Here is a 13,133-nt window from a genome sequence, read left to right on the forward strand (position 1 = left end):
CTTAGTGTTTTTCCAGCCACGCGCCGTAGAACGATGGGCGGCCCACCGCTTCAAAACTGACGCCTTTTAACCAGGGCGCACCGGCAAACACCTGCGGTTCCTCGAAGATCGGGATCACATAGGCGTTGTCGAGCAGATAACGCTGCGCATCACCGGTCAGTTGCAGGCGCTTTTGCGCATCAACTTCGGCCGAGATATTGACCAGCAGCGTATTCAGTTTGTCGTCGCGGAAGCTTTTCACTTTGTCGCTGGATCCGCCTTTTTGCAGCAACGCATCGCGATTAGTGGGATAGAACATGCTTTTCACCACGTCAGGATCGGCACGTCCCACTTCGGAGACGGTCAGCGGGGTTTTCAGCGGGTCCAGGTTATCCAGCGTTTTGCTGCCGGCATCACCGGCTTTCACCGTCAGGGCGACCCCCACCTGACGCCACTGCTGTGCCACCAGTTGCAGCACTTCTTTGTTTTGTGGCTGTGGCGGGGATTCATACACCGTCAGCGCCAGTTTCTCGCCACCTTTCTCGCGGATCCCATCGCTACCGGGTTTCCAGCCCGCTTCATCCAGCAGTTGTTTCGCCAGCGTCGGGTCATAGTTGAGTTTGTCGCTCAGATTGACGTAGCCCGCCGCGCTTGCGGCAATCACCGAAGTCGCTTGCGGATAGTTGGGGGAGAACAGGGTTTGTACCACCTGCTGTGCATTGGTGGCATGCAGCAGCGCCTGACGTACTTTCAGGTCGCTGACCAGCGGGTTATCCGGGCGGAAGCTGATACTGTCATTGACGCCACGCGTCGGAGCGGCATAAATCGGGAAGTTCTGTTGTTTGGCCTGTTTTTCGTCATACGCCTGCACCTGGCGAATAAAATCAGCCTGACCTGCCAGCAATGCGCCAATCCGGACGCTGTCTTCCGGGGTGACGATAAATTTGATGCCGTCGAGATTGGCCGGGCCTTGCTGGGCAATATTCTTCGGTCCCCAGTGGTAATCCTTGCGTGCCACCAGATCGACTTCGCGGCCCAGCTGTTCATTGCTGACCACAAACGGGCCTGAGCCAATAATATGGCGCGCATCGCCCAACTGATCGAAGCTGCGTTTTAAAGTGCTGAGGGACACCAGTCCCGAGCCGATGGTGGCAGTGCCTTGTAAAAAGCCCGGTGAGGGTTTGGTGAAATAAAATTTCACCGTCAGTGGATCAATCACTTCGCTATGATCGTAATTATTAATCACCTCAGACACCGGCAAACGCTGCGCTTTATTGCCCAGACCATAGGTATCAAAGTTTTTCGCCACCGCGTTAGCATCCAGCGGTGTGCCGTCGGAGAACGTCACACCTGGACGGATTTTAAAGGTGTATTCGGTTTTGTCGGCGTTGCTGCTCCAGCTCTCGGCAATCCAGGGTTCAACCTGTAAGGTTTTGGGGTTTTGCCAGGTGAGCTTATCGGTGATCTGGTTCAGGATGCCACCGTTGGGGTAAAAACCACCCGCCGGAGGATAAAGGTTGGTATGGGGTTGTTGTTCCAGATAAATGAGCGTGCCGCCTTTAACTGGCGTGTCCGCTGCGTGAGCACTGAATATCCCTGTCAGCAGAGCAAAACTTAATGCCTGCAAGTGAAAACGTTGCTTCATGATGGTGAATTCCTTTGTTATCAATTACCCGACGGGCGGTTTTTATCATCGAACGCCGCGTCGGGGAGTTGAACCAAGGAAATGCACTAAGCTTTGCTGAAAAAGGTAAAAGCTCAATAGCCCGGAGCTTAATGTGGTCCTTTAATCAGATAGGTCACAGGGTGAGTACACTTCAATCTCCATTTCATTAATTAATTCCTCATTGAGGCTTCCGATATCTGCGTAGAATCAGCAGGGCAATGACGGTTGAAAAAGCGGTCTTGATTAACAAAATGATAAAAAAGAAATTATTCATTCCCTCCTCGCCGTCACCTTGAGCTAAATCCAGACTGTCCACAACATGGCCGACAACTGTGTCAGGTATAAACACGATTCCAGCAATGACAATTACGATAAAGATGATTATTTTCATTTCACACTGCATTTAGAGAAGTCAGGGATGCCTGGTTATCGCCAGTGGCGGGTAATAAACTCTGCAGCGGCATCCAGCGCATGGCGCGCAGCTTCCAGTTCGATTTCGCTCTGAAATACATGATGCATACCTTCATAAATATCCAGACGCACCTCACCGCCTCGTACTGCCGCAGCGGCGGCATAACGTGTGGCATCATCCAGCAACAATTCGTCTGTTCCCACCTGAATTGCCAGCGGGGGTAAGCGTTCGGGTACGTCGTACAACGGCGATGCTAAGCCGTTGGTGGCGGGGGTGCCGTTGAGATAAATTCCTGCCAGTTGGGTCAGTATTTCAGGATGGAAAATGGGGTCGTGAGTCACCGGGTTATTAAAAGACTCGCCAGTAAACGCCAGGTCGAGATAGGGCGAAAAAACCACGACAGAAGCCACATCAGCCGCCACCTGCGGGTTTTGTAACAATCCCAGCGCCAGAGCGCCGCCCGCAGAATCTCCGGCTAACGCCAGCTGAGTCATTCCCTGGGTCGCCAGCCAGCCAGGAAGTCGCGCAAGCGCCTCCGGTGCTGCCGGGAAGGGATGTTCTGGGGTTAAAGGATAGTCCGGGACGAATGTGGCAATACCGGCGCGCGTCGCTAACTGGCTGGCAAAACCCCGATAGGCACGGGCACTGCCCAGCGTATAACCACCGCCATGAATAAACACCAGTGCTCGCGAATCTGTTTGCTGTTCCGGTTTCACCCACCAACCCTGTATCCCGTCCTGTTCGATGCGTTCGGTGACCATACCTGGAGCCATGGGTGTCCCGGCCAGCATCTGGTCATACATTTCCCGCATCGTGCCGGTAAAGTTCGCTCGCAACTGGTCCATAGCCGCGATGATTTGTGGCTCACGCGTGCGATCATGGGCAGATAACGGATGGCGTGTTTCGAAAGGTTTATCAGCATGCTGTGACATAGACAGAATCTCCGGTTAGCAAAAGCGAATAGTTTCAGCTGTTCCCGATGATGATTTATTCCAATGGCGCTGTACAGATGATATTTTTGGTCGTCATAAAATAATTGATATGTTATTTATTTCAGAGATAAATCAGTTTTAAAAATGACATGATATTTATGATGTTACCTTCAGTAAATTATCACAACTAATAACATTTTGTTTTTATCAACATCACTTACTGTTAAGCATATAAATCCATGGCAGCGGCGCTGGAAATAAAAATCATCTAAACCAGGGAGTGTAAATATGTCCGATCGCATCGGTTTTCCTTCTGTTCATATGGCAACCTCTTCGGCCACGCGGGGCAACAACCATCTGGCACCACGCCTGCCGGTTGCGCGATTATCTCAGCTAACGCTATTACCTGCATCGAATAATCCACAGATGCCTGTCGCGCCGCCATCCTATGACGGCTATTCAGGGCCGAGTGATTTCCAACCGCCGCAGGCCTATACCAACCCTCTGAGTTACGAAGAGTCACAACATGTGGAGGAAATAAGGCAATTGGGCGCAAGGCTCCTGGCTTTATTTGAGCACCGCCCACCGATTTTTTCCCAGATTGAAATCATTCATCCGGATAAAGGACGAGAACTTCTGGAAAAGCATAAAACATTTTATTTTGAAAAAATAAAGCTTCAGGATGAGTTGCAGGTTTATTTGCGTATGGCGGGCGTCAGACATGGGACTAAAATAGTAGGTAAAGAAATTCCTGTATTCAATGTCATTAAAGATGTACCGACCTATACGCTAAGAAATATGGGTGGCGTGAAAAAATTACATGATCTTGCGAAAGAATATGGTGAAGTGAGTTCGACTATCGAACGGCCAGGTATTATGTCGAAAACTCCAAAAGGGGTTTTGATCTCTGACCGTTCATATGCACAGGGCGATTCCAGTGAGGTTGTCAGGGAAATCATTGATATTTGGGGGAGGTTAGAATTGAGGATAGATGAAGACAGTCTGAATCATTCTTCCTCAGTCTATAAACCAGAACTGCAAAGAATCCTTGAGATAATTAAAAACAGAAGTGCTCAGCCAATGGATACCCGGTTATAAATCATCAAAAGTTGTCGCTACCATTTTGAGCGTCAATAACCGCACGGATCCGTAGCGGCGCGATTTATCGCGCAATTTTGAGCAGCGTGGCGGTAAACCCCGCGTAATAAATCACGCCGCTACGGTTATTAGCCTGATCGACATAAACGCCACCCCTATTTCCATTTTCCTAATTCACTTTGTCGAATTTGTTGTTTTGCGAAATAAAAGCCCCGTTCCACACTAGCCGTTATATTCATTGCAGAAAGGATAAGGCGTATGTCATACCGACTCAGTTTGCTGGATAAATCGCCGATTGCCGAAGGAGAGAGTGCAACTCATGCGTTGCATCGTACCCTGCATCTGGCACAACAGGCGGAAGCATGGGGGTATCACCGCTTCTGGCTGGCTGAACACCATAACTCGGCACAGCTGGCCGGCCCGGCACCGGAATTACTGATTGCCTGGATTATCGGTCAGACACGCCATATCCGCATTGGCTCGGGAGGCGTGATGTTGCAGCATTACAGCCCATACAAAGTGGCGGAAAACTTTAATCTGCTGGCGTCGCTGGCTCCGGGTCGTATCGATCTTGGTGTCGGTAAGGCTCCCGGTGGGTTGCCGCTGTCCACCCGGGCGCTCCAGCTGGGCGTTCATCAGGATGAAAAAGGGAGTTTTGCTGAGCAACTGGCGTTGCTGGATGGCTGGTTACAACCCGCCGCGTTACACAGTGATGAGGAAACCCTTAACGCAACCCCGCAGCCCGCCCGTCCGGCTAATCGTTTTCTGCTGGGAGCCAGTGAAGAAAGTGCGCAGCTGGCGGCAGAACTCGGCTGGCAACTGGTGTTCGCCGCCCATCTCAATGGTGATCGCCCTTTGCTGGAGAGGGTGCTGGGACGTTACCACCAGCTCAGTCACGGCCAGCGTGCGCTGGTGGCAGTGCAGGTGGTGGTGGCGGATTCTCCGGCAGAAGCTGATCTGCTGGTCAGCAATTTACGTTTTTATCGCGTCACAGTGAAAGACGGGCAAAGCGTCAATGTTGGCAGCATTGAACAGGCAGAACGCTATGTACGCCAGGGCGGTTATCACGATTATGTGATTGAACCACGTACACCTTCTTTGCTGAAAGGCACCGCAGCCCAGGTGCATGCTCAGCTTGAGGCACTGCATCAAAACTTCGGCATCGACGAGTTCGTGATTGATTCACCGGTGGTGGATGAGCATGCCCGTCTGAAATCCCTCGAACTGCTGGCAACCCATCGTCTGGTTGCGGTCTGAATGGCGCACCCCGGAGGCACCCATGACGCAATTTTCGCAACAACAGCTGATTGACTGGCGGCGCGAGCTGCATAGCTGGCCGGAACTCTCCAGCCACGAAGTTGAGACCACCGCGCGCCTGCGAGGATGGTTACAGGCGGCAGGGATACGTCTGCTGGATTATGGGCTCGAAACGGGTGTGGTGGCAGAAATCGGCCAGGGCGACACCGTGATTGCGTTACGCGCAGATATTGATGCTTTACCGATCCACGAAGCGACCGGGTTGCCCTATCGCTCGCGTCATACCGGTGTGATGCACGCCTGCGGCCACGATGTGCACAGCGCGGTAATGCTGGGTGCCGCACTGCAACTTAAAGCGCAGGAAGCACAGTTGCCAGGGCGCATTCGCATTCTGTTTCAGCCCGGCGAAGAGAATGCCACCGGTGCACGGCAATTTATCCGTGCGGGTGTGTTGCAGGATGTGCAGGCGATTTTTGGTATGCATAACGAACCAGGCTTGCCGACAGGGACCTTCGCCACACGCGGCGGCGCTTTTTATGCCAATGCCGATCGCTTTGTGATTCGCGTCAACGGTAAAGGGGCCCATGCGGCGCATCCGGAACAGGGGGTGGATAGCATTGTGGTCGCCAGCCAGATCATTCAGGCGCTGCAATCCCTGACCAGTCGCAGTTTTAATACCCTCGACAGCCTGGTGCTCAGTATTACCCGCATCGACGGCGGCAAAACCTGGAATGTGCTGCCGGGAGAAGTTGAGTTTGGCGGCACCGCACGTACGCACGATTTGCTGGTCCGGCAACAACTGGAACAACGCGTGCGACGTCTGGTGGAAAGCGTCGCCGCCGCGCAGGGTGCCACTGCCACTCTGAGCTGGCACGCCGGTCCGCCGGTGCTGGAGAACGACCCACAATGGGCAGCTTTTGCCAGCCATATCGCGCAACAGGCCGGATATCGGGTGCAAACCGCCGATCTGCACCTTGGCGGTGAGGACTTCGCCTTTTACCTGCAACTGATCCCCGGTGCATTTGTCAGCATCGGCAGCGCCAGTGATTTTGGTCTGCATCATGGCGGATTTAACCCGGATGAAGCCTTAATCGCGCCCGCTGCCAGTTACTTTGCACAACTGGCTCAGCAGGCGTTGCAACATCTCAACGCACGATGTCGTGACGTCATCCTGAGCTAACAAATTACCCCCTCTTTTAATCGACATGTGCTATGGACGGAGAGAAACGATTATGACTACCAGACAACTGCGACTGGGCACTATTCTGCACGGCGCATCCGGTAATATGTCTGCCTGGCGCCATCCGGTGGCACAGGCGGACGCCAGCATCAATTTTGACTACGCCAGACATATCGCGCGTAAAGCAGAACAGGGCAAACTGGATTTCCTGTTTGTTGCCGATGGCCTGTTTATTAATGAAAAGTCGATTCCTCATTTCCTCAACCGTTTTGAACCCCTGACGCTGCTGTCGGCATTGGCTGGCGTGACGCAGCATCTCGGATTAGTGGGCACCGTTTCCACCTCCTACAGCGAACCTTTTACCGTGGCGCGTCAGTTCGCCAGTCTCGACCATCTGAGTGGCGGGCGTGCGGGCTGGAACGTGGTGACGTCACCGCTGGAAGGATCAGCGAAGAACTTTTCGCGTCAGCAACACCCGGAACACGCATTGCGCTATCGTATCGCCGATGAGTATTTGCAGGTGGTGAAAGGGTTGTGGGATTCCTGGGAAGGCGATGCCTTTGTACGCAACAAGGAGAGCGGCCAGTTCTTCGATCCCGCTAAATTGCACACGCTGGATCATCATGGTGATTTTTTCCAGGTGCAGGGGCCACTCAACATCGCCCGTACGCCGCAGGGGCGTCCGATTATCTTCCAGGCTGGCGCATCCGAAGATGGTAAAAAGCTGGCCGCACGCCATGCGGATGCCATTTTCACTCACCAGCCCACACGAGAAGAGGCCCAGGCATTCTATCGGGATGTGAAAACGCAGCTGGTGGCGCAGGGGCGTCAGCCAGAGGATTTGCATATTTTCCAGGGCGTCAGCGTGATTGTGGGGGATGATGCCGACGATGTGGAACGCCAGTATCAAACCACCGCAGCGCTGGTCTCAATCACCGATGCGCTGAATTATCTCGGACGCTTCTTCGATCACCACGATTTCTCGCAGTATCCGCTGGATGAACCCTTTCCCGATATTGGTGATATTGGGCAGAACAGCTTCCGCAGCACCACCGATGAGATCAAACGCAAAGCACGCGAGCAGGGCCATACGCTGCGTCAGGCCGCGCTTGAAGCGGCCACGCCCCGTCCGCTGTTCCACGGCACGCCGGAGCAGATTGCCGACGGCCTGCAACTGTGGTTCGAAAGCGCAGCCACTGACGGCTTCATCATTCAGGGCGGCACGCCGGATACCTTCGAACGTTTTGTCGATCGCGTGGTACCGATTTTACAGGCGCGGGGTTTATCGCGTCGTGAATATCCGGGCAGCACGTTACGCGCCAGTTTTGCCCTGCCGGATCCGCAAAACCAGTTCACACAACAATAAAAGCGAGTAGCCGCTATGCAGAAGAAGATCGCCCTCATCGCTCTGTTATTAGTGACCAGCAGCATGTCCGCCCTCGCCGAAGAGGTGGCGCTGAATGGTCAGCAGGTCAGTCTCGAAGCCAACAAGACCCCGATCAACACCGGTAAAAATAGCGCTGCGGTGGCGCAGATCCCCGCCGGACACCATTTTGCCGTGCCGGGTAGCTTTACCGTGGCAGTGGCCGCGCAGAACTCCCCGCCGCTGACGGTGTTCAGTGATGACAACAAAACGTTACTCGGCAGCGAAGTGGATATCGCCCGGCTGGTGGCCGATAGCCTCGGGTTGAAACTTAACATCGTCCCGACCTCCTGGGAGGATTGGCCGCTGGGAGTCGCCTCTGGCAAATACGACGCGGCCATCAGCAACATCACCGTGACCAAAGAACGCAAAGAACGCTTTGATTTTGCCACCTACCGCAAGGATTCCCTCGGTTTCTATGTCAAAACCAGCAGCCCGATTAAGTCCCTGACCAAAGCCGCAGATATCGCCGGGCTGCGCATCATCGTCGGATCCGGTACCAATCAGGAAGCGATTTTGCTGGCGTGGGATAAAGAGAATCAGGCCAAAGGGCTGAAGCCGTTCACACCGATTTATACCAAAGACGACGCGGCACAAACCCTCGCGCTGCAATCCGGTCGCGCTGACGCTTACTTCGGCCCGAATGTGATTGGTGCATGGAAAGCCGCGCTGACCGGGCAGACACGTCTGGTCGGCAGCGTGGATGGCGGCTGGCCAAAGGCGGCACACATCGCGGTAACGGTGAAAAAGGGTAGTGGCCTGGCAGAGCCGATCAGCACCGCGCTTAACGGCGTGATGCAAAACGGTGATTACCTCCGGGTGCTGAATCGCTGGGGTGAGGGTGTAGAACACATCGATCATTCTGAAGTGAATCCGGCCGGTCTGGGCGATTAAGGAGGCGAGATGAGCCAGCAATTTTTCCGCGAGGTTTCGCCGGAAGCGCCGGAACTCCAACCGATCCTGAACGGATTGTTTGGTGAATATGAGGCCCGCTACGGTGATTTTTTCCGCAACAGCAAAGAAGTGGAACTGACCGAATGGTACTTACCGCCGCGCGGCCTGTTTATCGTGCTGGAGCGGAAGGGCGAAATCATTGCGATGGGAGCCTACAAACCTTATGACGAGCACACCGCCGAGCTGAAACGTATCTGGACACGCGGAGATCTGCGTCGCCAGGGGCTGGCGTTGCTGATTTTGCAGGAGCTGGAGCGGCGTGCGCAGCGCGCCGGTTATCAGCGTATTTACCTCACCACCGGCTTTCGCCAGCCTGAAGCGGTGCGGTTGTATATCGGCCATGGTTATCAGCCGCAGTTTGAACTGCGTGATGATATGGAGATCTATGGCCAGCCACCCCATGACGGGCGTTTGCGTTTTCTCAAAGTGATTGATGTGCATAGCGTGGCCGAAGCCAGCTAAGGAACCCGCATGAAAACTGAACAGCGTTTAACCGTGGTCCCTGCACGCTATCCGGCTCGGACTCTCGGGGCCATTGTCGCGCTATTTATCCTGGCCGGGGTGATTGATTCGGTAGCGTTTAATCCACGCTGGGAGTGGGGCGTGTTTGCCCGTTGGTTTTTCGACCCGGTGATCCTCAGTGGCTTAGGGCAAACTCTGTTGCTGACACTTTTTGGCACGTTCTTCAGCCTGATATTTGGCGGTCTGCTGGCGTTGGCACGCCTGTCATCATCCTGGTTGCTGAGTTCGCTGGCGTTCGGTTATATCTGGTTGTTCCGATCGCTGCCGCTGATTGTGGTACTGATCATTCTGTATAACTTCTCCTATTTGTACGACACGCTCTCCTTCGGCGTCCCGTTTACGGCGTTATCATGGGGGCACTTCCAGACCATTAACGTGCTGGGGCAGTTTCCGGCGGCGGTGATTGGCCTGACCCTGGTGCAAAGTGCTTACAGTGCGGAGATTATTCGCGGCGGTTTTCTCGGCGTCGATCATGGTCAGTTCGAGGCCGCTTCCGCGCTGGGTTTATCCTCATCGCGTCGTACGTTTCGCATCATTTTGCCGCAGGCACTGCGGGCCATTATTCCCACCGCGTTTAATGAAGTGATCAGCCTCGCGAAAGGTACGGCGATGGTGTACGTGTTGGCGATGCCGGAGCTGTTTTACACCATTCAGATGATCTACAACCGCACTCAGCAGGTCATCCCGCTGCTGATGGTCGGTGCCGCCTGGTATCTGATCATCACGACCGTATTGTCGCTGTTACAACACAGTGTCGAACGCTGGCTGGCGCGTAGCGTCAGCCGGGAACCGCAACCATCGCGCTGGCGTCAACGGCGCAATCGCGTGGCAATGGATGCCGCCAACGAGGAGTTCTCCCATGTCCGAAGCCATTGATTACCGCAATCTGCACGCTACCGGTGCCATCAGTATCACTGGCGTCAGCAAGTTTTTTGGTAGCCATCAGGCGCTGGATGATGTGTCACTGGAGCTGGCACCGGGTTCAGTCACGGTGATCCTCGGCCCTTCTGGCTCAGGAAAATCGACGCTGCTGCGTACCATCAACCATCTGGAACGGGTGGATGAAGGGTTTATCCAGATCGATGGTGAGTACATCGGTTATCAGCGGCGGGGCGATAAACTTTACGAACTGAAAGAGAACGCCATTCTGCGTCAGCGTATCAACGTGGGCTACGTGTTTCAGAACTTCAATCTGTTTCCGCATCTGACGGTGCTGGAGAACCTGATTGAAGCACCGGTGGCACATCGTCAGCTTTCCCGCAGGGAGGCGGTCATCCGGGCGGGTGAACTGCTGGATATTGTTGGCTTACGCCATAAGGCCGATGCCTGGCCTCGCCATCTTTCCGGTGGACAGCAGCAGCGTATCGCTATCGCCAGGGCACTGATGCTTAATCCGCGTGTGATGTTGTTCGATGAACCAACCTCAGCGCTCGATCCTGAACTGGTGGGGGAAGTGCTGGATGTGATCAAAAAGCTGGCGCGATCCGGCACCACGCTGGTGATCGTCACCCACGAGATTGGCTTTGCGCGCGAGGTGGCGGATAACGTGGTGTTTATGGTCGATGGCCGTATCGTAGAGCAGGGCAGCAGCCATCAGGTGTTGAACCAGCCACGTCACGAGCGAACAAAACGTTTTCTGGCGCGGGTGTTGTGATCAGCCTCATTGTCATCGCCGGGGCAGACAGCCCCGGCCAAAGCCCCCGACAGGCCAGAGATAATTAACGCCGCTCATCCTTTTTCTCCTTTGTGCGTCAATCGGTTGCATTCAGAATAAACTGCACTATCCTCACAAACACGGTGGGACTAAAGTCGCGTCGTCACAATAAACTGTCATCGAAAGCAGCTATCCTGCGGCATAAACTTATAATCTGCTGCTATTCACCCATTTGAAATCAACTGGTTGCAATGAAAATACGTTTTCTATCCGCCAACGAGCATAAACTGGCCGAGGTGCGTACCATCCTCGAACCGGTGGGCGTGGAGGTGATCCCCATCGCGCGCCGTATTGAAGAGATTCAGACGGAAAATGAGGTCGAGCTGGTGCGCGATAAGCTCACCAAGGCGTTCTCGATTATTGGCCGCCCGCTGTTTGTTGAACATACCGGTTTGTACCTCGACGGGTTAAACGGCCTGCCTGCCGGGTTGACACGTATCTTCTGGAACCGCCTGGAGGCGGAGCGCTTCACCAAGCTGGTACAGGGGCTGGAGAGTCAGAGCGTGACGGCCAAAACCGTGCTCGGCTACTGTGATGGTCGTAAGATGTATCTGTTTGAAGGTGAAGTCCGTGGCACCATTGCTGCCGAGGCGGCCGGACCGCGTGAGTTCCAGTGGGATTGCGTATTTATCCCTGAAGGACATACACAAACTTTTGCTGAAATGGGCGAGTTAAAAAATGAGGTTTCCATGCGGCGACTGGCGCTGGATCGTTTTGCCACTTTTCTGAAAACGTCACGGGGATTGGCATGAAACCGGAGCTGAAACGTGCTTATGATGCCGGTAAGCTCATCCTGTTTGCCGGAGCGGGCATCTCTCGTAACCTGGGGTTGCCAGAGTGGCATGAGTTGATCGCGCATCTCGCCAATGAACTCGGTTATGACCCGAAGATCTTCAATACCTACGGCACCCATCTTTCGCTGGCGGAGTATTACAAACAACGTAAAGGGTCACTGGGTCCGCTGCGTAGCTGGATGGATCGCGAGTGGCATCGCCCGGATATTGATGTGCGCAGTTCAGAAATTCATACCATGATCACTCAGGGTAATTTCTCGCGGATTTACACCACCAATTACGATCGCTGGCTGGAGATGGCGCACGAAGCGCATAATGTACCTTACAGCAAAGTGGCTAACGCGGCTGACCTGGTGTCATTGACGGAAGATAAGCGCCATATCATCAAATTACACGGTGATTTCGATGATGATACTTCGATTGTTTTGGATGAAAGCAGCTACTTTGAACGACTCTATTTTGATTCCCCGCTGGATATTAAGCTGACGCATGATGTGATGGGGAATTCGGTGTTGTTTGTTGGTTACAGCATCAGTGATTTTAATATCCGTCTGTTATTTTATCGGCTGACGAAAATGTGGGGACGAACCGGTCTGGCGTCAGCACGGCCCAAATCCTACCTGTTTACCAACCGTAATAATCCGGTGGCAAAAGAGGTATTGGGGCAGTGGGGGATTGAGATGATCGTCTCTGAAGAGGATGATCCGCGTAAAGCACTCGCGGATTTTTTGCAGGAATTGATCGCCTGACGGGCAAAAAGCCATTGCCCTGCAACGATAATTCGGAATATACTGTATATAAATACAGTTAACGAGGTGCATCATGGCAGTCGAAACCAAATATGTTGTGGTCAGAAAGGGTGAAGAGAAAATGACGTTTGCCAATAAAAAAGACGCAGATGCCTGGGACAAGATGCTCGATATGGCAGATGCCTTTACTGACTGGCTGTTGCAAAATAATCCAGAGATGGATGAAAGCCAGGCGGAGGCTCTGGGCCTGCAACTGGCTGAGCAGAAAGACGCGGTGCAACACATTCTGCGCACCAGCAAGTTGCCAGAACCGGTGAACGCCGAAGAATCTGCGTCAGCTGAAACAGCCGAAGCGGATGATGCCGGGGAAGTGGCAGCCGATGCACCGGAAAAGAAAGTTCGCGCCGTAAAGGTCGCCTGATATGAAACAACGCCGTCGTTTATGACGGCGTT

At 53.8% G+C, this 13,133-nt stretch carries 14 protein-coding genes; 11 read left to right on the top strand and 3 right to left on the bottom strand.

Annotated elements, in window-relative coordinates:
* Nucleotide 1: 1 nt before the first annotated feature.
* From AC6I8X_RS20945 to AC6I8X_RS20955, 3 genes are all read right to left on the bottom strand, one after another.
* Nucleotides 2–1,624 carry a TIGR04028 family ABC transporter substrate-binding protein gene (locus AC6I8X_RS20945; protein WP_497841348.1) on the bottom strand — a complete coding sequence of 541 codons (1,623 nt, stop codon included), beginning with the start codon at nucleotides 1,622–1,624 and terminating at the stop codon, nucleotides 2–4.
* 199 nt (nucleotides 1,625–1,823) lie between these two features.
* Complete coding sequence (locus AC6I8X_RS20950; protein WP_497841349.1) at nucleotides 1,824–2,036, bottom strand: hypothetical protein; 213 nt, start codon at nucleotides 2,034–2,036, stop codon at nucleotides 1,824–1,826.
* A gap of 35 nt (nucleotides 2,037–2,071) precedes the next feature.
* Nucleotides 2,072–2,989 carry an alpha/beta hydrolase fold domain-containing protein gene (locus tag AC6I8X_RS20955; protein WP_497841350.1) on the bottom strand — a complete coding sequence of 306 codons (918 nt, stop codon included), beginning with the start codon at nucleotides 2,987–2,989 and terminating at the stop codon, nucleotides 2,072–2,074.
* 288 nt (nucleotides 2,990–3,277) lie between these two features.
* On the opposite strand from AC6I8X_RS20955, the gene AC6I8X_RS20960 reads away from it, so the two are divergent.
* The 11 genes from AC6I8X_RS20960 (at nucleotide 3,278) to AC6I8X_RS21010 (ending at nucleotide 13,101) form a co-directional block, all read left to right on the top strand.
* Nucleotides 3,278–4,087 carry a hypothetical protein gene (locus AC6I8X_RS20960; protein WP_497841351.1) on the top strand — a complete coding sequence of 270 codons (810 nt, stop codon included), beginning with the start codon at nucleotides 3,278–3,280 and terminating at the stop codon, nucleotides 4,085–4,087.
* 258 nt (nucleotides 4,088–4,345) lie between these two features.
* The gene (locus AC6I8X_RS20965) at nucleotides 4,346–5,344 is read left to right on the top strand and encodes an MsnO8 family LLM class oxidoreductase (protein WP_497841352.1); all 999 of its coding nucleotides are present in this window, start codon (nucleotides 4,346–4,348) and stop codon (nucleotides 5,342–5,344) included.
* Nucleotides 5,345–5,366: 22 nt separating this feature from the next.
* Nucleotides 5,367–6,524 (top strand): amidohydrolase, encoded by a 1,158-nt coding sequence (locus tag AC6I8X_RS20970; RefSeq protein WP_497841353.1) that lies wholly within the window; start codon nucleotides 5,367–5,369, stop codon nucleotides 6,522–6,524.
* A 52-nt stretch (nucleotides 6,525–6,576) separates the two neighbouring features.
* Nucleotides 6,577–7,890: an LLM class flavin-dependent oxidoreductase gene (locus tag AC6I8X_RS20975; RefSeq protein ID WP_497841354.1), complete on the top strand. Its 1,314-nt coding sequence runs from the start codon at nucleotides 6,577–6,579 to the stop codon at nucleotides 7,888–7,890.
* Nucleotides 7,891–7,905: 15 nt separating this feature from the next.
* Nucleotides 7,906–8,841 carry an ABC transporter substrate-binding protein gene (locus AC6I8X_RS20980; RefSeq protein ID WP_497841355.1) on the top strand — a complete coding sequence of 312 codons (936 nt, stop codon included), beginning with the start codon at nucleotides 7,906–7,908 and terminating at the stop codon, nucleotides 8,839–8,841.
* A gap of 9 nt (nucleotides 8,842–8,850) precedes the next feature.
* Nucleotides 8,851–9,363, top strand: a complete 513-nt coding sequence (locus tag AC6I8X_RS20985) for a GNAT family N-acetyltransferase (protein WP_313688819.1) — start codon at nucleotides 8,851–8,853, stop codon at nucleotides 9,361–9,363.
* Nucleotides 9,364–9,372: 9 nt separating this feature from the next.
* Nucleotides 9,373–10,299, top strand: a complete 927-nt coding sequence (locus AC6I8X_RS20990; protein ID WP_313688821.1) for an amino acid ABC transporter permease — start codon at nucleotides 9,373–9,375, stop codon at nucleotides 10,297–10,299.
* Nucleotides 10,283–11,077, top strand: coding sequence for an amino acid ABC transporter ATP-binding protein (locus AC6I8X_RS20995; protein ID WP_084881001.1), 795 nt, complete (start codon nucleotides 10,283–10,285; stop codon nucleotides 11,075–11,077). The genes AC6I8X_RS20990 and AC6I8X_RS20995 overlap by 17 nt, the downstream gene beginning before the upstream one ends.
* Nucleotides 11,078–11,328: 251 nt before the next feature.
* On the top strand, nucleotides 11,329–11,889 hold the full coding sequence (locus AC6I8X_RS21000; RefSeq protein ID WP_313688823.1) for a non-canonical purine NTP pyrophosphatase: 561 nt from the start codon (nucleotides 11,329–11,331) through the stop codon (nucleotides 11,887–11,889).
* Nucleotides 11,886–12,680 carry an SIR2 family protein gene (locus tag AC6I8X_RS21005; RefSeq protein ID WP_084880999.1) on the top strand — a complete coding sequence of 265 codons (795 nt, stop codon included), beginning with the start codon at nucleotides 11,886–11,888 and terminating at the stop codon, nucleotides 12,678–12,680. Before AC6I8X_RS21000 ends, AC6I8X_RS21005 begins: the two co-directional genes overlap by 4 nt.
* A gap of 73 nt (nucleotides 12,681–12,753) precedes the next feature.
* A complete protein-coding gene (locus AC6I8X_RS21010) occupies nucleotides 12,754–13,101 on the top strand; it encodes a YebG family protein (protein ID WP_313683469.1) in 348 nt (115 codons plus the stop codon).
* Nucleotides 13,102–13,133 lie beyond the last annotated feature (32 nt).

It is taken from the genome of Pantoea sp. X-Soil-TKNS-1280, from assembly GCF_059730475.1.